This is a genomic window from Leptospira chreensis (assembly GCF_016919165.1).
GTDB lineage: Bacteria > Spirochaetota > Leptospiria > Leptospirales > Leptospiraceae > Leptospira_A > Leptospira_A chreensis.
Genome location: NZ_JAFFPS010000007.1, coordinates 37,675 through 63,305 on the forward strand (window position 1 = coordinate 37,675; position 25,631 = coordinate 63,305).

Consider the following 25,631-nt stretch of genomic DNA (forward strand, 5'->3'; position numbering starts at 1 on the left):
ACAGTCAACGAATCAAATCGTCAGGTTGAAAGGTTTCAGTTGCAACTTTGCCAATTACCGATTCCCATTTCATCGGAGAAATTCCAATGGCAGGTCGTTTGGTTGTACAATTCTCATCAGTAAAAACTTCGCCTTTTTGAATGAGTTTACTTGCAACAATTGATTTCCGAGCAACTTCTATGTTTTTCATTTCTGAAAGTGAAGGTTTTTTGATTCCATCACCTAATGCCTGCTCTATATTTCTAATGGACTTTATTAAATTCTTTAGTTCGCCGGGCTCAAGACTCGCCTTATGATCAGGGCCTTCCATATTTTTATCCAAAGTAAAATGTTTTTCAATGACCGACGCTCCAAGGGCAACTGCAGCCACAGCCACTTCGATTCCTGCTGTATGGTCTGAGTATCCGACAGAAACATTAAAGGCCTTCTGAATCGAATTCATTGCCAATAAATTTACATCAGACATTGGAGTTGGATATTCTGTATTACAATGAAGGACAGTGATTCCGTTTCTTTTAATACCATACTGTTCTAATACACGAATCGCATCTTCAATTTCGCCCAAACTAGACATACCAGTAGATAGAATGATTGGTTTTTTCCATTGAGCCACTTTTCTCAAATAAGGAAAATTTGTAATTTCCCCTGAAGGTATTTTAAATAAATCGATATTTAAACTTTGCAAAAAATCCAAACTTTCTAAATCAAATGCGGTAGAGAGGAATTTTATATTTTTAGAATTTGCATATTTGATTAGTTCATAATGAACTTCATGGCTTAATTCTAGCTTCTTAAGCATAGCCAATTGGCTCTCATCTGAGTTTGTGGTTTTGGTTTGATAATCTGCTTTTTTTGCAGAACGACTTGCTAAATTCTCGGAAATGAATGTTTGGAACTTAACATAATCGGCCCCTGCCTCACTTGCAACATCAATCATTTGTTTCGCAATTTCAATACTGCCGTTGTGATTTACACCGGCCTCTGCAATGATCAAAGTATTATGTTTTTTTAGTTCCATTTCTTTTTACAACTGTCTCATCTTCAATATCAGAAGTAACTGCATTTGACATTCCAATAAAAACATCAGAACCAATATGAATTCCCTCTCGAATCACCGTTCCACTACCGATAAAAGTTCCATTCCCTACGCGCACTCCACCATTCAAAATGGTCCCTGTAGAAATATGGTTATGGTTTCCAATGACTACATCATGTTCAATGATACTTCCGGTATTAATAATACAATTCTCACCAACAACCGACCGACTATTTAAAATTGCAGAATGACAAATGATAGTACCTTTTCCGATTTTTGCAGACCTAGAAACAATCGCAGTCGGAGATATCACGGTTACCAGCTCGAATCCCAATTGATTCAATTCATTAAATGCAGATAACCTTGCTTTATAAGATTCTATTTGCCCAATACAAACGAAACTATGTTTACATTTCTTATTTAAAGAGTTTAAGTCCTTGTCAGAGCCAATCACTGGGTATCCAAGAACTTCCTTACCGACTTCTGCCGGCATTCCAATGAAACCAAGGATTCGGTATCGATTCTCAGCTTCGATCACTTCAACGCAGGAAGCAGCATGTCCACCGGCACCGACCAAAATTAAATCTTTTTTTTCATTCATCTTTTGGTAACAGATGAGCACTGCTCGGGATATTGATCAGGGAAGCTTCTAATTTTTTGGCTACAACCATTGGCATACTTGGACATAACTCAAATGGCTTTAGGCTATGAAGTAACCGCCAAACCGGTCTTGTCATAACTCCACTATCGTTTGTTAGTTCTAAAACTCGATTCCGAACATCTAACAAATTTTTTTGTTCCCAGCTTAACTTTATCGTTTGTAACCAATAATTACTCTTACAATGGCGGGGTTCAGAAATCAATTCTACGTTTTTCAAATTTTCAAAACCGCGTCGGTAAGATTCATAAAGATCTCTTTTCGATTTAAGAAAACTTGGTAAACTTTCCAATTGTGCGCACCCTAATGCTGCATTAATGTTTGGCATTCGGTAGTTATAACCAATTTGATCATGAACATACTCCCAACGGTGAGGAAGTTTTGCCGTTGTAGTAATATGTTTTGCTAATTTAGCAAGATTCTCATCCTGAGTGAGGAGAGCCCCACCTCCACCAGTGGTAATGGTTTTGTTTCCATTAAAACTTAAAGTTCCAAATTTCCCAAAAGTACCAGTATGTTTGCCATAATAATAACTACCGAGAGACTCCGCGGCATCTTCAATCAATTCTAAATTAAAATCTTTAGCTAAAGCAAGTAATTCATCCAACTTGCTAGGATGACCAAAGGTATGCATGGGAACGATTGCTCTAATGACTCGTCCAGTTTGTGTATTAATACATTTTCCATCACGAAACTCAGTCATTGACTTTAGATATTCTCTTAACGCAATCGGATCTATACCTAAATGAGATTCTTCTGAATCTACAAAATGAGGAATGGCACCGCAATAACTGACGGCATTCGCTGTGGCAATGAAGGTTAACGAAGGAATGATTACTTCGTCATCATTTTCCACACCAGAAAGTTTTAAGGCGATATGTAAAGCGGCTGTTCCATTAACAACGGCAATTGCATATTTCGAACCAGTGTATTCTGCTAATTGTTTTTCGAATTGGTCTACAAATTTTCCAACAGAAGATACAAAGCGAGTATCTAAACATTCTTTTAAATACAACCACTCGTTTCCAACAAAATAGGGTTCATGTAATAACAAAGGGGATTCTCCGAGGATTCCCCTGATTGTTTTAACAATATCCTGTTCTATAGAAATTTCATTCACCATCTAAATATTGTATATGTTAGCTTTATATTTTTGTAGATTTTCTTTCTTGGAAAACCAATCGATAGTTTCCTTGAGCCCGCGCTCAAACCCGTCCAAACCACCATACTTAGGTTCCCAACCCAGTAGTTCCTTTGCCTTGGAATTAGAGGCCCAAAGTCGTTCGACTTCGCTTTTCTCTGGTCGCAACCTTTCATCATCTGAAAAAATTTCCATGTTTGCCTTCATTAGTTTGGCAATCGTTTTGGCAGTATCCCCTACTGAAATTTCATAATTACTTCCCAAGTTGATCACTTGACCGACTGCCAAATCAGATTTTAAAGCCGCAATAAAACCAGATACTGTATCAGAAACATAATTAAAATCTCTAGTGGGATGAACGGCTCCTAATTTAATTTTATTAATTCCGTTGGCAATTTGAGTGATGATTGTTGGAATCACTGCTCTTGCTGATTGCCTAGGCCCATAGGTGTTAAATGGTCTAATTACAGAAACAGGTGTTTCAAATGATGTATAAAAGGATAATGCGATTTGGTCGGCCCCAATTTTACTTGCTGAATATGGAGACTGGCCTTGCAAAGGGTGTTCTTCTGTGATAGGAACAAATCGGGCCGTTCCATAAACTTCTGAAGTAGAAGTATGAATGACTTTTCCTATCCCTAAATCTCTTGCTGCTTGGACAATATTCAAAGTTCCTTTTACATTGGTATCAACATAAGTATCTGGAGAATGATAGGAAAAAGGGATCGCAATTAGAGCAGCTAAATGTAATACAGAATCACAACCTTTCATTGCAGATCGAACTCCATTCGGATCTCTCACATCTCCAGAAAAAACTTCAAACTTTCCGCGCACATCCTCAGAACAGGAATCTAACCAACCCCAAGTATTAAATGAGTTGTACAATACAAATGCTTTAACATCATATCCCTGCCTAACTAAAGTCTCAGTTAAGTGTGATCCAATAAAACCATCGGCTCCGGTGACTAAGATCTTTTTCATAATTATCTCTTTATTTTACCCGATTCTAATTCAATGATTTGTTCACACTTTTCGACAGTTGATAGACGATGGGCAATCATAAGGATAGTCAATTCTCTGCCTAAACCTTCAATCGCACCCATCACTGCTTTTTCAGTTTCCACATCAAGTGCACTTGTCGCTTCATCAAAAACAATAACAGAAGCTTCTTTATACAAAGCTCGCGCAATTCCGATTCTTTGACGTTGGCCTCCAGAAAGCCGAACACCCCTTTCACCAACTTGTTCATCATACTTTAGTGGCAACGATTCGATATAATTAGCAATCTGAGCTTTCTCAGCTGCCCTTCTGACTCTAGCTAAATCAATATTTTCTTTTGTTACACCTAAGGCGATGTTTTCAGCGATGGAGTTATCTGATAAATAGATAAACTGAGGAACATGGGCAATATTTCTCTGCCATGATCTCAAATTATCTGCATTCAATTCGATTCCATCAATGAACAATTTACCTTCAGTGGGATCAATGAGTCCCATGATTAAATCCAATAATGTACTTTTACCACTTCCAGTTTTTCCAACAATTCCAACCCGCCCACCTTTCGGAATTGTAATAGAAAGATGGTCCAAAACAATTTTCGAATTTGAATTATAGTGATAACTCACCGATTCCAAACGTATCTCTTTTTGAAACGGCATAGCAGGTGGATCCGGTTCCGTTGCAAATCTTGGCAAAGGTTGGTCGAGCAAATCTAAAACATCACCGAGAGTAGAAGTTCCGATTTTTAGATTGGACCAAGCCGTATAAGCTTGTTGTAAAACGGGCAACATTCTTTGGGCACCCATGGCAAGAGCACCGAGTAACGGAATAATTGAAATCAATGAACCCGTTGTTTCACTCAATCGATAGGCAAAAACCGCCATGATTGCCATTCCTAAAGATTCCATCGTATAACGAGGACTAGTGCTAATATAGATATTGTCCCCTAAGGACTTTCGATAAGGGATGTCGGCTCGTTGATAGATATTTACATAAAAACGTTGGCTACCATCAATCAATACATCGCGAATCCCACCCAAACCTTCCTGTAAAGCTCGTTGTAAAAGTGCAATGTTATCATTGGCCACTTTACCATTTCTCTGAAGTCTAGTTTTAGAACGAAGGGCAACAAAAAGATAAAAACTACCAAATATACAAAACACCACTAAACTGATCATCGGGTTAAACATAATTAACGTGGCCATAATGACCGTTAGAATGATCAGTGAAGTAGCAAGAGTCATCAAAGGTGAAATTGTATAATAGACAACTCCATTCGACTTACCCATGATGCTTGAAATTACATCTGCACTATTTCTTGCTATATGCACAGAATATGGTTGGTATAATGTCCTTCTGTAGATTTCTAAACTAATATCGGCACTCATAGCAAATGTAAGCCGTGTACTTACGTAAAGTAACAACAATCGCATACCACCAGCAACTAAAGCCCCGACAGCAAAAAGAACAGTAATTGGGAGTAACAATTGATTCGGTGAGGTTAGATCGAACAAAACCCAAATATCTTTCAAAAAGGATATTTCGAAGATTTTTTCAGGAGCAATCAATACCCCCAGAAAAGGCAAAAGAGCACCCAAACTAATCACCTCAGATAAAGATGTTAGAACGATTAGAATGAGTAGTAGATAAAATTGAATTTTCCTTCTATGACTTAAAAAGTTCCAAAGACGTAAATAGTTATGAAAATTTCGTTCTTTTTCCAATGGTTTAAACCAACATTGCCTTATATAATAATTCTAAACTATTTTGCACTATCGAATATCACCTGTACAACTAAAGTCTTCTGTCCAACCAAAGAGTTTCATAATATCCGTATTCTTCATTACCTGAATACTGAAAGTCAGAAACCAAACCCAGTTTCTGAATACTAGATAACATCTCCTCAGGTTCCACCCCTGCTTTTTTCATACCATAAGGCCAAAACTCACAGCATAACTTAATATTCGAACTAACTTGAATTGTCTTTTCCATACCGCGAAAGGCAATGGCATCAAAACCTTGGAGATCCATCTTAACAAAGGAAACATCCTTGATTCCATTCTTTTCACAATAGTCATCCAAAGAAAAACAACTAATCTTGATTTTTTCCCTGGACTCTCCACTATCATATGTTTGATGATCCACATTTAAATCTTCAGAAATATATAAATCCAATGTTCCCGATTTGTCGGATAAAGCAGCATTTACGATTACAACATTACTTAATTTTTTAGTTCGTCTGCTTAAAATTTCAAAATTTTTAAGGTTAGGCTCAAAAGCGATCACCAAACCAGACTCCCCCACAAACTGGGAAAACAATCTAGTATAAAACCCAACGTTCGCACCAGCATCGATCACCACAGCCCCTTTTGTAATATTTCTCTTTAATCTCTTAATGTCTATAAAATCAGATACATATTTATACTTATCATAAAAAAACAAATAGGTTCGAATGAGACCTAGCGAATAGAGTTTATTAAATAAACGAAAAACAATTAGAATGATTCTGGTAAACATAGAATATCAATTCCGCCGTATTTTGGAACATTTCTTTCGATATTATCAAGTGTAAGCAAAACTTTTGTTTTTGAATCAAAAAGTTTATACTTTTTCTTTTCGAATAATTCAAAATACTTTTTGAATTCACTTTTGGTTGAATCGCCAGTATGACCCATAAACTCAAAAACAATCGTTGGGCGAAACCGATCAATGACATGATTTGCCCCACGAAGGATATCCAACTCAAAGCCATCTACATCAATTTTCATAAGATCAACTGTTTGTATATTTTCTTCTTTTACATAAGAATCTAAAGTGATTTGTTTATTGGTTGCTTTCTGTAAGATTCCACCGTGAATCGGATGATCTTGTTTTGAGCCATCAACCTTCCAGGAAGAGTAAACAGCATTGTCATTTATCTCTTTGTTTTCATCAGAAAGAAATACTTGAACAGGTACGATTCTTTTTTTCAAATCAGGATTCAAATTCAAATTTTCATTCAACTTCTCAAACGCGTAATATGTTGGCTCAAATGCATGAACAATACTATTAGTAAATTGTTTTGCAAATGGCAAAGCAATAGAGCCTATATTTGCGCCAATATCAAAAATAACCTTGGGTTCTCTTTCTAATTTGGACAATTTCCAAACATGACTTTGAAAACTACCAAACAAAAAAATAGAAAGATCGATACCCTCTGAAAGGTCTACCTTATAGAAAATACCATTTCTATTAATCAGCCTATGTTTAGAAAATCCCAAAAGAGAGATGATTCCATACAAAACTCTTGCAATAAATAATTTAATTTTTGTACTCATAACGTTTATATAAACTTTGTTTTCCGTGCAGCAAAGAGCAGCATAGTCAATAGAATAACACCATGTTTCCATCTAGAAATATTGGTTTCCCCGTAAGTACGTTCTTTATAAGAAATAGGAACTTCTATAATCTTTAGCCCCATCCGTGATGCACCAAAAATCAAATCAAAATCACCAAACGGATCAAACTCTCCAAAATATCCTCTATTTTTAGCTAACATTGCGTAATTAGATTTGGAAATGACTTTTGTTCCGCATAACGTATCTTTAAATCTCTGCCCAAGAACAAAAGAAAACGAAACGGCAAAAAATTTATTTCCAACTCGATTGAAAAAACGCATTGCTTTCTTTTCCATTGGATAAACCAAACGAGATCCGTTTATGAACTCACCCTTACCCGAAGCAATCGAAGTATAAAACTTTGGTAAGTCTTCTGGTGGGACTGTTAAATCCGCATCAAGAATCATGAGGATTTCATTTTTTGCCATTGCGAATCCTTTTCTAACAGCATCACCCTTACCTTTTCCATCTTGCTGGGCTGTTTGAATTTTTAAATGTCCTTTATATACTTTCTTGAGCTCTAAAATTGTAGCCCAAGTATTATCAGTGGAATTTCCTTCTACCAAAATTAGTTCGTCATTCGGGCCCATTTTCGGGATTCTTCTAGGAATATCAAAAATATTTCCTTCTTCATTTCTCGCAGCAACAACAATAGAAACGGAAGGTTGTTTTTGTTTTTTCTCTTTGATTCCGATAGGCCTTGCTATAGCAATATTTAATACAGTAAAATTACGAATAATTGGAAGTGGAGCAAGATATCGATTCACAAAATTACTAACTAAAGGAATATATAAAGGAAGAAGAATTCTCTGCTCAACACGTATAAGTTCAAAATCTTCTAATATTAAAAAATTAGCAATGTCTTCATGGGAAATCCAATTTTGTTCTGGAGTTGTAGATCGCACCCCCAAGATATCAGCCAATTTAAAAATGGGCCACCATAAAGAACTGTAATACACAATGGCAACTCGAGTATGATCACTTAGTTTAGAGTGAATGGTATGGAAAAGATTTTGTATATCTCCCTCATAATGTAAATTCCCATTAATGAGTATAAAATCAGAATCAATCCTTTCGATTTCTTTTATATCAGAAACTTTACGATATTTACCTTTAAATAAAGATTCGATAGAATCATTTTTTGGAGCATACTCCAAAAGTGAATTCTCGGAGGTACAATAGTGCGAAATGTACCGAAATAATTTTTCGTAAAAATATTTTTTAAGCATTTTGGCCTTTAATAGTTTAATTTGAATTTAATTTATAAAATAGAGACAATTAGAAACAATTATTCCTAACAAACAAGTTCGACCTGTTTTCCTAAGAAAAAGTTAGTTACGTTTTCCGCTGCTTCCCTTTCCATCTCTTCCCTGCAGTCGTTAGAACAAGATCCCATATGTTGGGTTAAAATCATATTTTCTAATTCGCATAGTGGTCCTGAGTAGGGTTCTTCATCAAATACATCCAGAGCGGCGCAAGCCTTGGATGTATTTTTTAAATAATGAAATAAATCCTCTTCATTGATGATCCCACCCCTAGCAGTATTTACAAGAACTGCATTTGGCTTTAACATAGATAATTTAGAATGATCTAACAAGTTTTTTGTATCCTCAGTAAGAGGCACATGAATTGTGATTGCGTCTGAATTTTTTAGAAGTGTATCCAAACTGACCTGTTTGATGGTTGTTGGATTCCAGTTCTTTCCCAAAGATTCGTTTACTTTTTGTATATGATGGGCTACTTCCTGTAGCAAGGAAATGGATTCTGTTTGATCGATTAAATCACAAACTAGAATTTCTTTGGGTAAATAACCGAGTAAATGCGAGGCCACTCGTTTTCCAATACGTCCAAAACCAAGAATCCCAATGCTGGCCCCACCAATTCTTTCCCCGTATGGTCTTGTCCACTTCTTCGCACGAATTTCCCTATCAGAATAACTGACTTTCCTCATCCCATCAACAATCAGACAAACGGCAAACTCAGAAACTGCTGGAGAAACAGCATCGGGAGTGTATGCGACAGCGATCCCCTTTTCTTTGCAAAGATCCAATGGCACACTATCAAGACCCACTCCCACTCGGGAAATGAGTTTCAATTGGCTATTATTCACTACAAGTTCGGTTAAATCTTCCGTTCCAGCGATGAGGACATCGAAATCTTTTGCGTATTTAGCAACCTCAGTCGGTTTCATCTTTCGTCCCAGTGGATTGATCGTCACCTGATGTCCGCTAGATTCGAGTAAACTCAATGCATAGGGACTGGTTCTGCAAAACGGAAATGTGGAGACAAAAACATTTGCCAAACTTAACCTCTTCGATTCTCCACAAAATCTTTGTAAGCTGCTTCTACACCGTTTTTTAATTCCACTTCATGTTTCCAACCCATTCGGTGGAGCTTCGATACATCCAGAAGTTTTCTCGGAGTTCCATCTGGTTTGGTCAAATCGAAAGTAAGATTACCAGTATAACCCACTACAGCCTTAACTGTTTCGGCCAATTCTTTAATACTCACTTCAATTCCAGAGCCAACATTGACATGATCGCCACCTTTTGGATCTTCTGACACATCATAATTTTGCATTAAAAATAAACAGGCCCTTGCCATATCTTCGGAGTATAAAAACTCCCGTAACGGTTTTCCTGTTCCCCAAATTACCACTTCGGGAAGATTCTGGTGTTTTGCTTCATGGAACCGACGAATGAGTGCTGGTAAAACATGTGAGTTTTCAGGGTGGTAATTATCGCCAGGTCCATATAAATTCGTAGGCATGACGGAAATATAATTAGTACCGTATTGGCGATTGTATGATTGGCACATCACAATTCCCGCAATTTTTGCAACAGCATAAGGCTCGTTTGTTGGTTCCAGTTTTCCATCCAGAAGTTGCCCTTCATCCATAGGTTGCTTGGCAAATTTCGGATAAATGCAAGAGGATCCCAAAAAACAAAGTTTTTTCACTCCATAACGGTAAGATGCATCAATGATATTATTTTGAATTTGTAAGTTGGAAAAGATGAACTCTGCAGGGTAAGTATTGTTTGCATGAATTCCGCCAACTCTTGCTGCTGCAAGGAAAACATATTCTGGTTTCTCCGTTTCAAAAAAATGAAATACATCCTTTTGATTCGCTAAATCCATTTCCGCATGACTACGCCCTATCACATTTTCAAAGCCAGCTTGGTTTAAAATTTTAACCAATGCCGATCCAACAAGTCCTTTGTGCCCAGCTACATAAATTTTAGAGTTTTTATTCATACTGTTTGAAATCCAATTTAAATTTACTAATACTTAAAAAAAATCAACATATAAAAGCTATCATAAGCTTTGTAAACTATCACCTAACTTTTCAACTTCGGTTCGCAATGCTTCATATTCTCTTTTTTTAATTTCATAAAAATGAAGAGTCATCCTAGCTTTCTCTTCAATACCCGTAGGTGTGAGTAAATATGTATAAGAAAGTTTATTTTTATTATTGCGAAAGTTATTCATTTTGATTAGTCCCTTATCCAGAAAGGCTTTCAAAATATAATTCACCTTACCGAGACTCAAACCCAAAACATCCGATGCATCCCGTTGGGATAAATGTGGGTTCTCTTCTAAGAGTTGTAGAAGCTTCAGATGGTGGTCATTGTATTGGTAGCTTTCTTTCATGAGGAAAAGTTTCTGAAGGGAGACGGACAAAAGGACCGGGCATAGCTTCGCCCCCTGAGTCCCATTCTTTTTACAAAATGTGTTCAGTCTTTGAACGAAGTAAAGATATTTTTGTTCAACTTTTGAACAAAAATATACCCTAGCCCAATGGCTTGGATCTGCGAAATTTTCCGATCCAATGACCTAACAACGAAAAAGACAAAACAAAAGTCCACACCATAGGAAAAGCAAAAATTACCATATGAATCAATCCCAATTCTGATTCGATAAAATCTGTTTCCAATTGACTTGGAACCTGCAAAAAGGGATACCATTCGCAATGAAACCAAAAAAACGTACGGTTCCCTATGACTTCCTCATCAAATTAGTGAGTTTGGCCAAGGGACTGGTTTTCCATTCCATCGAAGAGAATTTTACCGATACAGACGAACATTTAGAAACACCTTACCCTTCCGCCCTACTTTGTAACCATGTTTCCGAAGCTGACATTGTTTCCCTTTCCATGGTTTATCCCAGACTGAAACCAAAAATCAAAATGATCATTCCTGCGAGGGAAGACATACTACAATCAGGATTCCTACAAAAAGAATTCCGAGCCAAAGGAATCATCAAATGGATCTTCCGATTCATCGATGCCACAAAAATCATCCCTGTTTTATTGCGTTATATTGGAGCCGTCCCCATCAAACGACCGTTTCGTGATAATGCAAGGGAACTGATCAAAAAAGGAGAACTTAGAGACAAGGTAGATAGTGAATGGACTGAACTTGTGGCAAGTATCAAAAAGGGTCGCAACTTATTTATGTTTCCCGAAGGAACCTATAACCACGATGGTTTTTTAAACCAAATCAAACGGGGTGCTTATTATATCAAATCTAAGATAGGTAGCCTTCATTTTAATAGTTTTACTTTAACCTACGACCATCTTTCCTACCAAAAAACAAAACTATATATCAAATACGGAAAACCATTTCAATTTGATTCCGATCTCACCGCAGATCAAGTAGTTCGCCTTGTCGGAGAAAAATTAGGACAAAACTATACGGTAACATTAGGAAACCTGACTTCCTATGTATTATTAAAATTCGGGAAAGAAACAAAAATTAAAAAACACCAAGTAGCCGATCTTGTTTTGAAATTCAAAAAACAAATCGAATTGGTATTCCCTGAAATCACCATTGCTTCTGAACTACGAAAAGAAAATATCCATACCCAACTAGAATCCATTTTTTCCAAACTAAAAACTTGCAAACTAATCGATTGGGAAGATCAAACCATTCAAACCAAAGAAATCCTCTACCACATTCCGAAGTCTCTACACAACCTAAAAAAATCAAATATAGTTCTATATCACAGAAACCAACTCACAGCCCACTTGAACCATTTAGAAGAAATTTGGAATGGAATATTGACTAACCAAGGAGTCGTAAATGAAACCAATTAAACCCATCCGTATTGTTTTGTTCTTTAGTTTATTTTTTGTAGGTTGCGGAACCATCTCGCGAGGGTGTGCGAAATATTTTGGATATGATGAAGTTTGTGTAGACGGGGTAAGATACATCCAATTTACATCAGGAGCCAGTGTAAAATACAATCCAGATGGAACGATAGCCACCTGTCGTTAAACAAAGGTTTAGTGGGACTCTGTTGTGAGATTTTTTGCCACTTCCCAAAGCAAAATAGAACCAGCACAGGAAACATTTAAAGAATTCACAACGCCGAACATAGGAATGTTGACAATGGAATCACAAAGGGATTGTAAGTGAACACTCATCCCTTTGGCCTCATTACCCAAGATAATCAAAATCGGAGCATGAAGGCTTTGATCATTTAAGGAATGAGGGCCATGGGAATCGGTTCCCACTACCTTTAACCCACACCGGTCTTTTTCCGATTTTAAAAAAGCTTCTAAATGAGAAAGGGATTCCACAAAAATTAATTTTGTATGGAATACACTCCCGAGACTTGCCCGGATCACTTTCGGATCATAAACATCAATGGAATGTCCTAAAACAAAAACAGCATCCACTTGAAAAGCATCTGCCGAACGTAACAAGGATCCGAAATTTCCCAAATCACTCGGCCGATCAAAAAGTAGATAAAATGGTTTTTTTAGTGATGGGATTTTTTTTAAATCCTCAAAACTTGTGGTGAGTATTTTTGCTGTTACGATTAACTCAGAGGGGTTTTCTTTTTCCGAAAGTTCTGCATACAAATCGGGAGAGACTTCGATTTGTTTTGCAGAAGGATACTTTTTTAGAACCGATTCTCCCCAATGAGATAAGGCAACACCATCCCGGTATAGAATGCGTGTTACCTCCCAACGAGCCTCTATCAGTTGTTTGATCCCTTCCGTTCCTTCCACAAACACTTCTTTTTCCTGACTGCGTTTGGAACGGTTGGTTCGTAAAGCGAAGAGAACTTGAAATTCTGCATTCTTTACACTGATTTTAAGAGGTCGTTTGGATCCCATAACAAAGGCTAAATGGTTACAGCAAGCCTTGTTCCTTGATCAATCGCTCTTTTGGCATCGAGTTCCGATGCTAAGTCTGCTCCCCCAATCAAATGTACAGGAATCTTTGCTTCTTGTAAAGGTTCGAGGAGAGAACGATTGGGATCTTGGCCAGCACAAACCACGACCGTATCACAAGGAATTTTTCTCGTTTCCCCTTTCACTTCGATGAGAATCCCATCAGCTTCAATGGCTTTGTATGTCACACCAGAGATTTGAGTGACCTTCCTGTCTTCTAACGAGGTTTTATGAATCCAACCCGTTGTTTTTCCCAGTGTGTTACCAAATTTACTATTGGAACGTTTGAGCATGGTCACTTCCCTGTCTGAGCGCGGAGTGTCTTTGGTTCCGAGTCCCCCATCCTTGGAAATTGTTTGGTTGATTCCCCATTCTTTGAGATAGTTTTCTTTCGTGAAAGAATGTCCTGCATCGGTGAGGAGTAAACTCACATCATATCCGATTCCACCAGCACCCATGACAACGGCACGTTTTCCCACAGGTTTTCCTTTGAGAACTACATCCACATAACTCAAAACATTTTCACCGTGAATCCCAGGAATCTCGGGAGTTCTTGGTGTGACACCAGTGGCAAGCACTACTTCATCAAACCCTTGTTTGATGAGATCCTCTGCGGAAACAAAGGTATTGAGTTTCAAATCCACCCCATGTTTTTTCACCATTTCGCCAAAGTAACGAATGGTTTCTTTGAATTCTTCTTTTCCTGGGATCCGACGGGCAATATTGAGTTGTCCCCCAAGTTCTGCCCCCGCATCAAACAAAGTTACAGAATGTCCGCGTTCCGCAAGGGTTGTGGAACAAGCCATCCCACCGGGACCCGCACCGACAACGGCTACCTTTTTGGGCTTATTTGTTTTTTCGATAATCAAATCGGTTTCATGGCAAGCTCTTGGGTTGACCAAACAACTACAGATTTTGCCTTGAAAGATATGATCCAAACAAGCTTGGTTGCAAGCGATACAAGTATTGATCTCTTGTGATTTACCCGCAGCTGCTTTATTGACAAAAGCGGAATCTGCAAGGAAGGGCCTTGCCATAGAAACCAAATCCGCATCACCAGCGGCGAGAACAGATTCCGCAATTTCGGGAGTGTTGATTCGATTGGAAGTGACAAGAGGAATGTTTACATGCCCTTTGACTTTAGCCGTGACCCAAGTAAAGGCTGCTCTCGGAACCATCATGGCAATGGTCGGGATCCGTGCTTCATGCCAACCAATTCCTGTATTAATAATTGTGGCCCCTGCTTTTTCTATTTCTTTCGCAAGGATAAGCACCTCGTCTATGTTTCCGCCGTCTTCCACAAGATCTAACATGGACAGGCGATAGATGATAATAAAATCAGTTCCTACTCGTTTCCGAACGGCTTTGATGATTTCGATGGGAAACTTAATCCGATTTTCAAAACTTCCACCCCAATCATCCGTTCGGTTATTGGTTCGTTTGGCAATGAATTGGTTGATGAGATAACCTTCACTCCCCATAATTTCTACACCGTCATAACCTGCTAACTTCGCGAGTTCCGAACAGCGCGCAAAATCTTCGATGGTTTTTAAAATCTCCTCTTCTGTTAAGGGATGAGGTTTGAACATATTGATAGGAGCTCGAAGGTTGGATGCCCCCACAATTTTATCATGATATCCATACCTTCCTGTATGGAGGATCTGCAAGGCAATTTTTCCACCCTCTTTGTGTACAGCATCGGTCACCACACGGTGGTGGTGGGCTTCCTCTTCGGTGTCCATAACACCCCCGCCTCTCGATACCCGGCCGGCTTCATTCGGAGCAATGCCTCCCGTGACAATCAGAGCCACTCCCCCTTTGGCTCTTTCTCCGTAAAAGGCAGCCATTCGTTCATATCCATTGGGTGCTTCTTCCAGGCCTGTGTGCATGGATCCCATAATGGTTCTATTTCTGAGTGTAGTGAATCCTAAAGATAAAGGAGACAAAAGATTTGGATAGGGTGTCATATGCTACAAGAAAAGAAAATAGAAGATTTTGGCAAGATTTACTTGCAATCCATTAGCGAACATGTATAACAATCTCCTGTGGGAATTGTGACTGAGAATAAGAATACGAAGAATGCAATTCTTTTTGTAGATGATGAATCCATTATATTAATGAGTATGAAATCGCAAGTAAGACAGCACTTCGGAGAACAATACAAATACTTAACTGCAGAGAATGCAAGAGAGGCTTGGGATTTACTTTTAGAATTAGAAGAAGAAGGAAGTTCTGTTTCCATCATCATCTCGGATTGGTCCATGCCTGGAATGAATGGAGATGAGTTTTTTAGAAAGGTACACCATTCCTATCCCAATATCGAAAAGGTAATTGTTACTGGTTTTGCGGATCAAAAATCCATCGAAGATCTCAATTCAGAAATCGGACCCATTGTTTTTTTAAAAAAACCTTGGGACGAAAAAGAACTTATCTCCACTATTTCTCATGCTATGTTGGATTAATTGTTTTTAGGAAGATAAATAAAAAAGGTCGTTTCCCCAGGAACGGATGAGAGTTCAATTCGTCCCCCATGTCGCTTCACAATTTTATTTACGATATCGAGTCCAAGCCCACTCCCTTCTCCTGGAGCTTTGGTGGTAAAGAATGGTTCAAAGATTTTGGATTGGATCTCTTTTGGAATGCCAGGGCCAGAATCTTTTAAAGACACAAGAATTTCCTCAGCACAATCTTTTACCGCAATTTCTAATTCCCCAACAAAGGACATCGCTTGTAAAGAGTTATAGATTAAATTGGTCCATACATGCAACAAATCATCCGGATAACATTCAATTGGTGCTACAGGATCAAACTTTTTGATTAGATTGATTCCACGTTTCAATTGGTTTTGGTAGATGGTGAGGACTGTTTCAATGGTATCAGGAATGGAGGCCCTACTTTTTTTACCATCGACATCAAAGCGAGAGAAGTTCTTCAGTGCATACATGATTTTAGAAATTCGATCTACGGCGAGTTGGATGGAACGAGTGTTCCTTCGGAATTGAATTTCCAAAGAAAAATAATCTAAAAAAACTTTTATATAATGGGATTGGAATAAGGGTAGATAACTCGGATCAATTTCTCCAATCCCAAGGTCGACCCAATTCTCAGCAAATTCTTCTGCCAAACTGGGCGAAAATCCATAACTCACAAACACTTCTTTATTTCGTTTTTTACGAAGCCGTTCTTCTTTCCCAGTATAAAACTCAATGGGTTGGTCTAAGTTACCAAGGATGGTTTTGACAATCTTCTGTTCTGGACCTGCCACAGCAAGAATTGCTTCCCGATACAATTGAGAGGCAAGGCCGTATCGTTTTTGCCAATCCAACATATTTTGATTCGATGCTTTGACGGCTCCAATGGGATTATTGATTTCATGCGCAATACCTGCAATTAACTGACCTAAGGCGGCTAATTTTTCTGATTGGATCAATTGGTCTTGGGTTCGTTTTAAATTTTCGAACGCCATCTCTAATTCCAATTTTTGCCTTTCAATCAGCCTGTTTTTATCTCGGATTTCTGAATTGATAAGACGGAGTTCCTCCACTTCTTTTAAGGGACTCAAATCAAAAATACTATAAGCAATGGAATTGGTTTCTTTATATAAAAAACGTTTAATCGAAACAAGGGCTGGAAAGAGGTCCCCGTTTTTCTTTTTACAAACGATCTCAAGAGAACCAGTCAAATGATTCCCAATTTTCTCGCGAATCTTTCGAAGAGATCCCGTAGTGAGAAGGTTTCTAATTTTTAACTTTGGTGTGTCTTCTAACTCAAACCCAAATAACCTTTGGAAAGCAAAATTGGAATCCTTTGCTGTGAGCCCATTGGCATCAAAAATCAAAAAGGCTTCGGTAGAGAATTGATAAAATGTTTCAAATCGTTCATCGGACTTTCGAAGGGCCTCTTCACTTAACTTGATTTCAGTGATATCTAAAACCGTTCCTAATAATTTTATTGGTTTTCCCGAAGTGTCCCGAATGATATTTCCTCTTGATTCAATCCAATGGATTTTTTTATCTGAATGGTGGATTCGATTTTGTAATCGATATGCAGAACGTGTGGGATCCTCCATAAGGGTCCGTATTTCTTTTCCGATTAACTCTAAATCTTCCTTATAGGTTAACTCGATGAATTTTTCCTCAGAGATTTCAAAATCTTCACTGGAATACCCATAAATATTGTAAGTCTGCGGAGACCAATATATCTTTCTTGTTTGAATATCCCAACTCCAAATCCCCATCTTCACGGCATCCAGTGCCATAACGAGTCGTGACTCCGATTCCTTAAGAGCAAAACCAGCTTCCATTTGTTTGGTTCGATTGATCATGGCACCAAACATCCGATAACTTCTATTATTCTCGTCGTATAAAAAAATTCCGTTATCTTCTATATAAACATAATTACCTGATTTTGTTTGATATCGGTATTCTGCAGAAAACTTTTTATGATTCTCTGAAGATTCCAGAAACAATTTTGCCGCTGTTTCTCTATCATCGGGATGGATGGCACAAAGCCATTCTTCATAACCAATTTTTTGGAATTCTTCGGCAGTGTATCCCGTGATTTCCTGAATGGCCCCACCCCAAATATTTTCACCAGTTTTGATGTCCATATCATACACCATACTTAACGAAAGTTCGGTGATCGTGCGGTATTTAGATTCATTGTATTCTAAGGCTTTTTGTTTAAGTACATTTTCCGAAATGTCCGTGATGAGAAATACAAGGAAGGATAATTCTCCTTGTTTGTTAAATACAGGAGACCCATTGACTGATAGGTATTTTTTATTTCCCGAAGAATCTTCTATGGCATGACGAATGTCTGTGACAGGTTTTTTTGTTTCTAAAACAATATTGAATGGTTGGTCCTCTGCTTTCCAAGGACCTCCATCCAGTGAAGTGTTTTTCCATTCCGGTGCATTGTATGTTCGGGAAAGGATATCGTTTAGTTTGATCCCAAGAACCGATTCCGAAGCTGGGTTTGCATAAAGAATTTGTCCCGCGGGATTTAGGACTGTCATGGCTGTGGAGCTGACATTCATTATGGTTGTCAAAAGCTCCGCCTCGACAAACTTTTCATCGGCGGAAAGACGTCCTTCTGGATTTTCTCCTTTCGATTCCTCTCCCTGTCTCACTTTAGAATCCACTTCTATGTAGACTTACTTTTTCAAAGATTCCAATTTCGTAGCTTCTATTTTTTGGTAAACCGGTAGGATGAAAAACAAAAACCGGTCAAGAACTTGGATGAAACGAAATAGAAAGGAAGGGTAGACTTCTTTGGCACCGGACTGGATTCCCTTCACGACTTTTTTTGCCACGGTCTCCGGAGATTGGCTTGGGAAAGGAACAGGAACCTTTTTCCCAGCAGCATCAAAGAACTTCGTTCTTGTTGCAATCGGGTACACCACCATCACTTGGTTTCCTGGTTTCAATTCATACCTGTAGGCATCGATAAACGAACGTACAGCGGCTTTTGTCGAAGAATACTGAGCGTACCCAGGAAGGGCCAAATGGCTCATGGCTGATGCGGTTACGATGAATAAAAATGGATCTTTTCGAGTTTGGTTCAGAGCAATCAAACAATACAAAGGCGAAAATACATTGGTTTTATAAATTCGATCAATTCTGTCCCAATCCGCGTTCGGAATCACTTCATAATAAGCAAAACCAGCATTGGCATAAAATATATCGATTCCACCCAATTTTTTATCCGCATCTTTCAATAATTTATCCAAATTTTCCTTTTTGGATACGTCGCATTTGTAAGGAATCACATTGGGATGGACAAGAATGTTTTTTTCATTCAAATCGCAGGCGAGAACCTTTACACCTTCGTGCTTTAACACTTGCAATACGGTCTCTTTGCCGATTCCAGAACCTGCTCCGGTAATCACGATTCTTTTGTTTTTTAGTTCCATATGGCAGAAACCTAAACGGGAGAGATTCGGAATAAAGTTCTTTTTAATAAGACATCTAACTTTTTTAGAACAATTCTATAAAAAATCTTTACTAAGTGTTTTTTATCTCTAACTTTTGTTTTCCTTGAGGAATCCGTATGAGCATCTTTTTTGATCGTATTTTCAAATTCTTCTATAAATACATTTCCTATAGCTTCGCCATCGTCTTTTTCTCTCTTTTGGGTGCGTTTTTCGGTGCCTTTTATGCTTATTTTTTCGGATCGGCCCTAATCCCCGATTTCACTGCCGTAAACCACCCAGAAGTGGTTTTGGTTTTTGTCATTGCCACTTTATTTGCGGCTCTTGGCCATAGTGTTGAGTTTGGAATCCTTGCTCCTTTGGGTTACCAAGGTTTTCGGTCTGATACCAAAAAACTAAACAGAACTCTAAGACCCAATGAAACCATCCGCCACAAAGATATTTTGGAATTAGAAAGTATTTTAAACTCCATCATTGATTTTCCAAAAGAGAACATGTATGCCGCTCTGCGTTATGCCTCTCTAGTTTTTATTTCTGTATCCATCACTCATATCATTTACAAACACCCGTTCTATGAATTGGCATTGATTTTCATCGGTTGGCTTGCGGCCGTTTTTGTTTACGGAGGGTTTTCTTATATCATCTCCGATTATTTTACAGGAGCCAAACGGGTGGAGATCAAAAAGATCTTGGCCTACAAGGATGTGGCGATTCATAAAAACCACGGGATTATGAGCCTCAAGGGTAAGTTCATATTTTTACTCATCCTAATATTGTTATCACTCAGTGTTCTTGCCGTATTTATCTCCTTTGAAAATGCAAGCCTTGTTAAAATTTCGGCCTTCATTACCATGACCTTTTTTGAAGCGGTCATTTTGATTTTTATGTTTTTCCAATCCATTAATTTAACGTTGGAACAAATCAACGAATCAGCAAATAGTTTGGCAACAGGGGGACGCGGTGCCCTCCCCATTCTTTCGATAGATAAAGAATTCATCCAATTTGCAGAAAATTTTGAAAAAGCAACTAGAGAAGTGGGAAGGATTAGAGAAAACTTACAAGAATTAGTCGAAGCAAAAACCTCGGAACTTCGAAACAGTTTAGAGACAGTCGAATATCTCAAAAAACAACAAGATGGGGATTATTTTCTCACCTCACTTCTCATCAAACCCCTCAGTTTGAACAAAACACTTGGAACCAATGTAAAAACAGATTTTTTTATCAAACAAAAGAAAACCTTTACCTTCCATGGAAGAGAAAATGAAATCGGAGGAGATATTTGTATCACAAGAACGGTTTCTTTACGTGGTAAAGAATATACTTTCTTTCTCAATGCCGACGCGATGGGGAAATCTTTACAAGGTGCTGGAGGGGTTCTCGTTCTCGGTGCGGCCGTTCAGTCCATTTTGGAACGTTCTCTCGCAGTCCAGTCGGTCAAACTTCTTTATGCAGAAAGGTGGATCAAAAACGCCTACCAAGAACTCCATCATATTTTCGAAAGCTTCGACTGTTCTATGTTAGTTTCTATGGTTATGGGTCTGATTGATGATGAAACAGGACTTGTTTATTATGTAAATGCCGAACACCCATGGTCTGTACTACTTCGAAATGAGAAGGCCGAATTCATCAAAACCAATTCGGAACTGCGAAAGTTAGGAACACCAGTCAAAGAAAATGCTTTGGAGATTTCCACCTTACAGTTGCAACCTGGTGATATTTTAATTTTAGGTTCAGACGGTCGGGATGATATCGAATTTGTGACAGAGGCCGATTTAAGAAAAATCAACCATGATGAAGAATTATTTTTACACCATGTGGAATCGGGGAAAGGGGAATTAAAATCCATTTACCATTCCATTTTGGAAACAGGGGAACTCACCGACGATTTGAGTTTGATGCGGATCTCCTTCAAAGAACACCTGTCCCTTCCTCCGAGATCCATCAGAAAAGAATCCTACGAGTTGATGCGTAAAGCAAGATCGAATATCAAGGAAAATCTATTGGAAAAAGCAAAGGAGAATCTGCTCGAAGCCAATAAAATCAATCCAGAAAACCAAGAAATATTAAGAGCCCTCCTTCGCCTTTTAGTTCGTACGAAAGAATACACACTCGCTTCCGAAAAATTCAATTCTTATATAGAAGAATTTCCAGGGGACACCGACCTCATCTACCTTGCCTCCTTCACCTACAAACAAACTAAAGAATACGGTAAAGCTATCGATATGGGCGAAAGGATTCGACTGAGAAACCCGGGCCACCTAGCAAACCTATTACGGCTTGTACAACTTTATCTATTAGTAGGCAATTTGCCTAAGGCAGAAAAAACTTTGGGACTGGCTTCCTTTCTCACTGCTGATTCCAAACGAGTGGAAAGTTTTCGCATGCAAATTGAAGACTTTAAAAAGAAAGTTCTTGATTAAATCCCTAAGAAATTGGAGGAAGGATCATCCTTCTTTAGCGAGTTTCGATGGTATCACGAACCAAGAGAATATTCTGTACTTTTCTGGTTCTTTCTATGTCATTTTTTTGTCAGAGGGCAAAACCCAAAAACCTTTGTGATCCCAAATCTGATGATTACTTGGAAAGCCTTCTAGTTCGATTGATCAACTTTGATGAAACCGCACACTGCGGAGTGGTTCTCAAGGTGGATCCACCCACATACTTGATTTGTCCTCCTCTGGTTCCGCAAGTGAATGGAAATTTCTTCGTAGAAAGTTTTGCTACAGATGGAACGCGTGTGAGTTTTTCTTCCTCACCACCTCTACCCGCAGGGATATCATTTTCCCCGTTTTCGAATTCTCTCCAAGGAAGTTTTACGGGCTGGAAAGCCAACAGGCAAAATTTTACCATCACTGCCAGTAATCCCAAAGGTTCCGCCAGTTGCACCTACCAACCCGCGTGGATGAGAAAACTACCGACTAAAACCAACCAAACCACTTGTTATGACGGGGCTAACAACCTAGCGAGTTGTTCCAGTCTTCCCGGACAAGATGGAAATCTTCAGAAAGGAACACCGCAAAGTTTTATTGGCCCCACCCTTGTTGCCGGTGTGGAAATCACAACGGACCCAAACACTGGACTTGTTTGGACGAGTTGCCAAAGGGGAAAAACCGGGATTGGATGTACAACTCCTGGTACAACAATCTTTCAATATTCGCCTGCGCTAGCAGAATGCGCGAGTCTCAACGTTGGATCGGGATTTGCCAATCGGACTGACTGGCGGGTACCAGAACTTGACGAATATTTAACTACTTATAATTATGCTTTGGAAAATCCATCGATTGATCAGACTTTTTTTCCTGTCACCGATAGTTTTAATTTTAAAACCAATACGATCAGTACTCTAGGATCACGTACATTTAACGCTACCTTCATACAATCTTCGATTGGATCAGGCGATTTCACTGACAGTCACCATTTGCGTTGTGTTCTAATTCATTACCTATTAAAAACAAACGATTGTTAAACAATAATGATGGAACGATTCTAGACCTGGACACATCTCTTGTTTGGCAAAGATGCACTGCAGGACAAACCAACCTAACCACTTGTGCAGGGGGAACGAATCTAATTACTAATTGGTCTGGGGCGATTAGCTACTGCCAAGGATTGAATCTCGCCGGAAAAACATGGCGACTCCCCAATGCCAGTGAGCTGAGAAGTTTACTAGATTTTTATCTCACTTACGGTAGCCCTGGATTTGATCCTATTTACCTTCCAAACACTGCCTCCTCAAACTATTGGACATCTACATCCCTACTTTCCACTCCAGCAGATGCTTTTGTAGTTTTTTTCGGTTCTTCTAGCGGAGGTGGTGATGCAAAAGCAAATAACTCAACCAACCTTACTCGCTGTGTAACCGATTTTTAATGTTTGGCGAAAAAAACATAGGATCGAAAATTGAAATCTCCATTTAAAATGTTAAAACTTTTTCCTTATCTACTTCTATTATTCATTTTCCAATGCACGACGATTGGATTTCATGAAACCAAAGTTCGCGAAGGAATTTCTTTTGGAGAAAATGCAAATTTTCGAGTTTGTATTTTACACGAACCAAACATTACCGGGGAAGAAATCCAAAATTTATTTTTGGCTTGGAACGAAGAACTATCTCTCTACAACCTAAAGGCCGAGCCAATCGTATTGGAAGAAATGGAAAGGCCGGGATTTTGGGGAACAGATATTTTAAGTTATTTAATGACCCTCCCCCTAACAAAAAATTGTGATCGTCTCGTTTATTTGAAAGGACGAACCTGGGGAGACATTGCTTTTGAAGTTTTGACCCTAGGTATCTTTGCGGGTGTGGGTGTGAAACTGGAAGTCCAAGGAGCCGTGGAAGGTAGATCCAACACTAGAGGGTATATCAAAGCCAAATATATATCCACCATTCAAATTTTATTTACGAGTCCCAAATCCACTCTCATCCATGAAGGATACCATCTACTCGGATGTGGGCACCAACTCTTTATGAAAGAATGTTACGAAAAAATTCGTGATGTAAAACTTTTACTTACCAATCCCGACCGTGACCCTAACTTTTTTCCCAACATCACGACAACAGGTAGAAAAATACTGAACCGAACACAAGTTCCTATATTCCCGAGCAAAGATTAATCTTTATTCATAAGGTTTCGAACAAGTTTTTGACTGATAAAAACAATGGACTCTTTTTTTGTTTGGGAAAATGATTTGCCGGTCTCCCGACTTCTGCCAATTGACGATACGAACCCCATCTTTCTCCCACTGTTCTTCATCCTCACCAATTGTCCAAGATTTTCCCTCGGATTGAATTTTGTAGGCACCCGACTTCCATAGAAAAATAGATTCCATCTGACTATTGTTAGAGATTCCAGAAAATTCACCTTCATACAAACCCTGAAGGTCGACAAAGTCATATACTTGGTTTCTCATAATACAAGGGATATGCTGAAACTCTAAAATTTCGTTAGGATTTTTAGGAACAGGCACCGAAGTTTTGTTACAATGCTCCGGAATCTCTCTTGTTTTTTTGGATAGTTTTGGTTTTTCATTCAGTCGCCAAACTAAAAATTGATTTTCAAAATTCGATCGATTCTTTTGAAAATAATCATACATGTCAGCCGTTGCTTTTTCTATGGAAATATCAAACTCCGTTACAAAGGAAGTTTCCACTGGTTTTCCAAAACAAGTCTCTTCATAAAATTTACTTATCTTTTGGTTTCCATAGAGATTGGAAAGGTATTCCAAAAACATCGTTCCCACCAAACGGTAATCCGGAAGTTTCGGATCATTTCCATCTTTTAATGTGGTTCGTTTATGGAGAAACTTTTGAAAGAACCTTTCGTATGTATTTGCTTTGTGTTCTGAATCCGTTTGGATCACACTTAGTTCTGCAATTCCTTCTAAAAACCAAGGCTCTGCGAGCCCTCCCGAATCTAAGCCCAATTGTCCACATCTTTGGGACTGAATATAATGCAGAGTATCATGTTTCCAAGCACGCAGGTCATAATTCTGTTTGGCAAATGCATCCAGACTTTGTTTTCCAGTTGCTTCCAAAATGATTCCTGGTAACGGACAGAGAGTAAAAAAACTTCCATTCGAAAACCCAGTACAATCATCCTTAGTTCGAGGATCTTTTCCTGCATAAATCCAAAATTTTTCTTTTGATTCGTGAAGAACCACTTTGATCCTTTCCGCCCGAAACCCAAACTGCTCTTTGCTGTACTCTAAAAAATCCTTCATTCGATTGGTTTCTCGCAAAGAATCGACAACCAAACTCCATTTAGGTGAATAAGTGATATCAAAAACACCAATACTTACTTTTCCTTCTCCCCAATAATTTGGATGTACAATATCATAATATAGAAAGGAACCTCTGTTTCTTTTTTTGTAGGTGTATTGATTGATATTTGTTTTTGGGATTTTGTGTTTTGTGAGACTCGATCCATCCGGAAACTGGATCGAATAGAAAGATTCCCATAAGGCATGGGATCCTTTCGCCAAACGAACTATATGGGTATCATTTTTCCAATCCCAATTCCCCTCTTTTCCTTTCGGAACATCCATAGATTCTAATGTTTGAAAGTCTAGAGGAGGAACATCCGGTAAACGAATCTCGGATAAAGACGGATCTTTAGAATTTGATATTTGTGCCTCATTCGCTTCGACAAAAGCAAGGAAGAATAGAAAGACCAAAAAAATATTACGGTACATTCAAGAACCTTCTTTCAGACCGTTCATTGGCTACCCATGATTGTCCGGGTCAATATAGAAACATTGAATTGGGTTCAAAAAATAGTACAAATTGAACGCAGTTCAACCAAAAAAA

General features: G+C 38.5%; 23 protein-coding genes. 7 read left to right on the forward strand and 16 right to left on the reverse strand.

The features are described 5' to 3' along the window. Nucleotides 1–4 precede the first annotated feature (4 nt). The 11 genes from neuB to JWG41_RS01410 form a co-directional block, all read right to left on the reverse strand. Nucleotides 5–1,018 carry an N-acetylneuraminate synthase gene (neuB, locus tag JWG41_RS01360; protein ID WP_205268191.1) on the reverse strand — a complete coding sequence of 338 codons (1,014 nt, stop codon included), beginning with the start codon at nt 1,016–1,018 and terminating at the stop codon, nt 5–7. Continuing rightward, nucleotides 999–1,637: an acetyltransferase gene (locus JWG41_RS01365; RefSeq protein ID WP_205268192.1), complete on the reverse strand. Its 639-nt coding sequence runs from the start codon at nt 1,635–1,637 to the stop codon at nt 999–1,001. Before JWG41_RS01365 ends, neuB begins: the two co-directional genes overlap by 20 nt. Beyond that, nucleotides 1,630–2,817 (reverse strand): LegC family aminotransferase, encoded by a 1,188-nt coding sequence (locus tag JWG41_RS01370; RefSeq protein ID WP_205268193.1) that lies wholly within the window; start codon nt 2,815–2,817, stop codon nt 1,630–1,632. The genes JWG41_RS01365 and JWG41_RS01370 overlap by 8 nt, the downstream gene beginning before the upstream one ends. After that, nucleotides 2,818–3,816 carry an NAD-dependent 4,6-dehydratase LegB gene (locus JWG41_RS01375; RefSeq protein ID WP_205268194.1) on the reverse strand — a complete coding sequence of 333 codons (999 nt, stop codon included), beginning with the start codon at nt 3,814–3,816 and terminating at the stop codon, nt 2,818–2,820. Nucleotides 3,817–3,818: 2 nt separating this feature from the next. Then, the gene (locus tag JWG41_RS01380) at nt 3,819–5,558 is read right to left on the reverse strand and encodes an ABC transporter ATP-binding protein (protein WP_205268195.1); all 1,740 of its coding nucleotides are present in this window, start codon (nt 5,556–5,558) and stop codon (nt 3,819–3,821) included. A gap of 70 nt (nt 5,559–5,628) precedes the next feature. Continuing rightward, on the reverse strand, nt 5,629–6,351 hold the full coding sequence (locus JWG41_RS01385) for an FkbM family methyltransferase (protein WP_205268196.1): 723 nt from the start codon (nt 6,349–6,351) through the stop codon (nt 5,629–5,631). Further along, nucleotides 6,330–7,151 carry an FkbM family methyltransferase gene (locus JWG41_RS01390; RefSeq protein ID WP_205268197.1) on the reverse strand — a complete coding sequence of 274 codons (822 nt, stop codon included), beginning with the start codon at nt 7,149–7,151 and terminating at the stop codon, nt 6,330–6,332. Before JWG41_RS01390 ends, JWG41_RS01385 begins: the two co-directional genes overlap by 22 nt. Nucleotides 7,152–7,156: 5 nt before the next feature. Further along, entirely contained in the window at nt 7,157–8,368 is a 1,212-nt protein-coding gene (locus JWG41_RS01395; protein ID WP_205268198.1) for a glycosyltransferase family 2 protein, read from the reverse strand. Between the two features lie 137 nt (nt 8,369–8,505). Further along, nucleotides 8,506–9,513 (reverse strand): NAD(P)-dependent oxidoreductase, encoded by a 1,008-nt coding sequence (locus JWG41_RS01400; RefSeq protein ID WP_205268199.1) that lies wholly within the window; start codon nt 9,511–9,513, stop codon nt 8,506–8,508. A 2-nt stretch (nt 9,514–9,515) separates the two neighbouring features. Further along, complete coding sequence (locus tag JWG41_RS01405; protein ID WP_205268200.1) at nt 9,516–10,466, reverse strand: GDP-L-fucose synthase family protein; 951 nt, start codon at nt 10,464–10,466, stop codon at nt 9,516–9,518. A gap of 60 nt (nt 10,467–10,526) precedes the next feature. After that, nucleotides 10,527–10,862, reverse strand: a complete 336-nt coding sequence (locus JWG41_RS01410; RefSeq protein ID WP_205268201.1) for a MarR family EPS-associated transcriptional regulator — start codon at nt 10,860–10,862, stop codon at nt 10,527–10,529. 319 nt (nt 10,863–11,181) lie between these two features. On the opposite strand from JWG41_RS01410, the gene JWG41_RS01415 reads away from it, so the two are divergent. Further along, the gene (locus JWG41_RS01415) at nt 11,182–12,306 is read left to right on the forward strand and encodes a lysophospholipid acyltransferase family protein (RefSeq protein WP_205268202.1); all 1,125 of its coding nucleotides are present in this window, start codon (nt 11,182–11,184) and stop codon (nt 12,304–12,306) included. Continuing rightward, nucleotides 12,293–12,487 (forward strand): hypothetical protein, encoded by a 195-nt coding sequence (locus tag JWG41_RS01420; protein WP_205268203.1) that lies wholly within the window; start codon nt 12,293–12,295, stop codon nt 12,485–12,487. Before JWG41_RS01415 ends, JWG41_RS01420 begins: the two co-directional genes overlap by 14 nt. A gap of 8 nt (nt 12,488–12,495) precedes the next feature. On the opposite strand, the gene JWG41_RS01425 is transcribed toward JWG41_RS01420, so the two are convergent. Both JWG41_RS01425 and JWG41_RS01430 read right to left on the reverse strand, forming a co-directional pair. Then, the gene (locus tag JWG41_RS01425; protein ID WP_205268204.1) at nt 12,496–13,335 is read right to left on the reverse strand and encodes a TrmH family RNA methyltransferase; all 840 of its coding nucleotides are present in this window, start codon (nt 13,333–13,335) and stop codon (nt 12,496–12,498) included. 8 nt (nt 13,336–13,343) lie between these two features. Further along, a complete protein-coding gene (locus tag JWG41_RS01430) occupies nt 13,344–15,359 on the reverse strand; it encodes an oxidoreductase (RefSeq protein WP_205268205.1) in 2,016 nt (671 codons plus the stop codon). 78 nt (nt 15,360–15,437) lie between these two features. Between JWG41_RS01430 and JWG41_RS01435 the strand changes: the two genes are divergently transcribed. Beyond that, the gene (locus JWG41_RS01435) at nt 15,438–15,854 is read left to right on the forward strand and encodes a response regulator (protein WP_205268206.1); all 417 of its coding nucleotides are present in this window, start codon (nt 15,438–15,440) and stop codon (nt 15,852–15,854) included. Here the strand turns inward: JWG41_RS01435 and JWG41_RS01440 are convergent. Continuing rightward, nucleotides 15,851–18,430, reverse strand: coding sequence for a PAS domain-containing protein (locus tag JWG41_RS01440; protein ID WP_232373617.1), 2,580 nt, complete (start codon nt 18,428–18,430; stop codon nt 15,851–15,853). The two genes, JWG41_RS01435 and JWG41_RS01440, sit on opposite strands and share 4 nt — an antisense overlap. Before the next feature lie 117 nt (nt 18,431–18,547). Next, nucleotides 18,548–19,306: an SDR family NAD(P)-dependent oxidoreductase gene (locus tag JWG41_RS01445; RefSeq protein ID WP_205268207.1), complete on the reverse strand. Its 759-nt coding sequence runs from the start codon at nt 19,304–19,306 to the stop codon at nt 18,548–18,550. A gap of 137 nt (nt 19,307–19,443) precedes the next feature. On the opposite strand from JWG41_RS01445, the gene JWG41_RS01450 reads away from it, so the two are divergent. From JWG41_RS01450 to JWG41_RS01460, 4 genes are all read left to right on the forward strand, one after another. Next, nucleotides 19,444–21,744: a PP2C family protein-serine/threonine phosphatase gene (locus JWG41_RS01450; RefSeq protein WP_205268208.1), complete on the forward strand. Its 2,301-nt coding sequence runs from the start codon at nt 19,444–19,446 to the stop codon at nt 21,742–21,744. Nucleotides 21,745–21,839: 95 nt separating this feature from the next. After that, nucleotides 21,840–22,790 (forward strand): Lcl C-terminal domain-containing protein, encoded by a 951-nt coding sequence (locus JWG41_RS01455; protein ID WP_232373608.1) that lies wholly within the window; start codon nt 21,840–21,842, stop codon nt 22,788–22,790. Beyond that, a complete protein-coding gene (locus JWG41_RS20890) occupies nt 22,784–23,194 on the forward strand; it encodes an Lcl C-terminal domain-containing protein (protein WP_232373609.1) in 411 nt (136 codons plus the stop codon). Before JWG41_RS01455 ends, JWG41_RS20890 begins: the two co-directional genes overlap by 7 nt. A 48-nt stretch (nt 23,195–23,242) precedes the next feature. Then, nucleotides 23,243–23,938, forward strand: a complete 696-nt coding sequence (locus JWG41_RS01460; RefSeq protein ID WP_205268255.1) for a hypothetical protein — start codon at nt 23,243–23,245, stop codon at nt 23,936–23,938. Nucleotides 23,939–23,941: 3 nt separating this feature from the next. Here JWG41_RS01460 and JWG41_RS01465 read toward each other — a convergent pair whose 3' ends face one another. Further along, entirely contained in the window at nt 23,942–25,516 is a 1,575-nt protein-coding gene (locus tag JWG41_RS01465) for a hypothetical protein (RefSeq protein WP_205268209.1), read from the reverse strand. Nucleotides 25,517–25,631 lie beyond the last annotated feature (115 nt).

Coding starts and splice junctions, on each gene's coding strand:
- neuB (WP_205268191.1), bottom strand. CDS start 1,018: ATGGAACTAAAAAAACATAATACTTTGATCATTGCAGAGGCCGGTGTA.
- JWG41_RS01365 (WP_205268192.1), bottom strand. CDS start 1,637: ATGAATGAAAAAAAAGATTTAATTTTGGTCGGTGCCGGTGGACATGCT.
- JWG41_RS01370 (WP_205268193.1), bottom strand. CDS start 2,817: ATGGTGAATGAAATTTCTATAGAACAGGATATTGTTAAAACAATCAGG.
- JWG41_RS01375 (WP_205268194.1), bottom strand. CDS start 3,816: ATGAAAAAGATCTTAGTCACCGGAGCCGATGGTTTTATTGGATCACAC.
- JWG41_RS01385 (WP_205268196.1), bottom strand. CDS start 6,351: ATGTTTACCAGAATCATTCTAATTGTTTTTCGTTTATTTAATAAACTC.
- JWG41_RS01390 (WP_205268197.1), bottom strand. CDS start 7,151: ATGAGTACAAAAATTAAATTATTTATTGCAAGAGTTTTGTATGGAATC.
- JWG41_RS01405 (WP_205268200.1), bottom strand. CDS start 10,466: ATGAATAAAAACTCTAAAATTTATGTAGCTGGGCACAAAGGACTTGTT.
- JWG41_RS01410 (WP_205268201.1), bottom strand. CDS start 10,862: ATGAAAGAAAGCTACCAATACAATGACCACCATCTGAAGCTTCTACAA.
- JWG41_RS01415 (WP_205268202.1), top strand. CDS start 11,182: ATGAAACCAAAAAAACGTACGGTTCCCTATGACTTCCTCATCAAATTA.
- JWG41_RS01420 (WP_205268203.1), top strand. CDS start 12,293: ATGAAACCAATTAAACCCATCCGTATTGTTTTGTTCTTTAGTTTATTT.
- JWG41_RS01425 (WP_205268204.1), bottom strand. CDS start 13,335: ATGGGATCCAAACGACCTCTTAAAATCAGTGTAAAGAATGCAGAATTT.
- JWG41_RS01430 (WP_205268205.1), bottom strand. CDS start 15,359: ATGACACCCTATCCAAATCTTTTGTCTCCTTTATCTTTAGGATTCACT.
- JWG41_RS01440 (WP_232373617.1), bottom strand. CDS start 18,430: ATGAATGTCAGCTCCACAGCCATGACAGTCCTAAATCCCGCGGGACAA.
- JWG41_RS01445 (WP_205268207.1), bottom strand. CDS start 19,306: ATGGAACTAAAAAACAAAAGAATCGTGATTACCGGAGCAGGTTCTGGA.
- JWG41_RS01450 (WP_205268208.1), top strand. CDS start 19,444: ATGAGCATCTTTTTTGATCGTATTTTCAAATTCTTCTATAAATACATT.
- JWG41_RS01455 (WP_232373608.1), top strand. CDS start 21,840: ATGTCATTTTTTTGTCAGAGGGCAAAACCCAAAAACCTTTGTGATCCC.
- JWG41_RS01460 (WP_205268255.1), top strand. CDS start 23,243: ATGTTAAAACTTTTTCCTTATCTACTTCTATTATTCATTTTCCAATGC.
- JWG41_RS01465 (WP_205268209.1), bottom strand. CDS start 25,516: ATGTACCGTAATATTTTTTTGGTCTTTCTATTCTTCCTTGCTTTTGTC.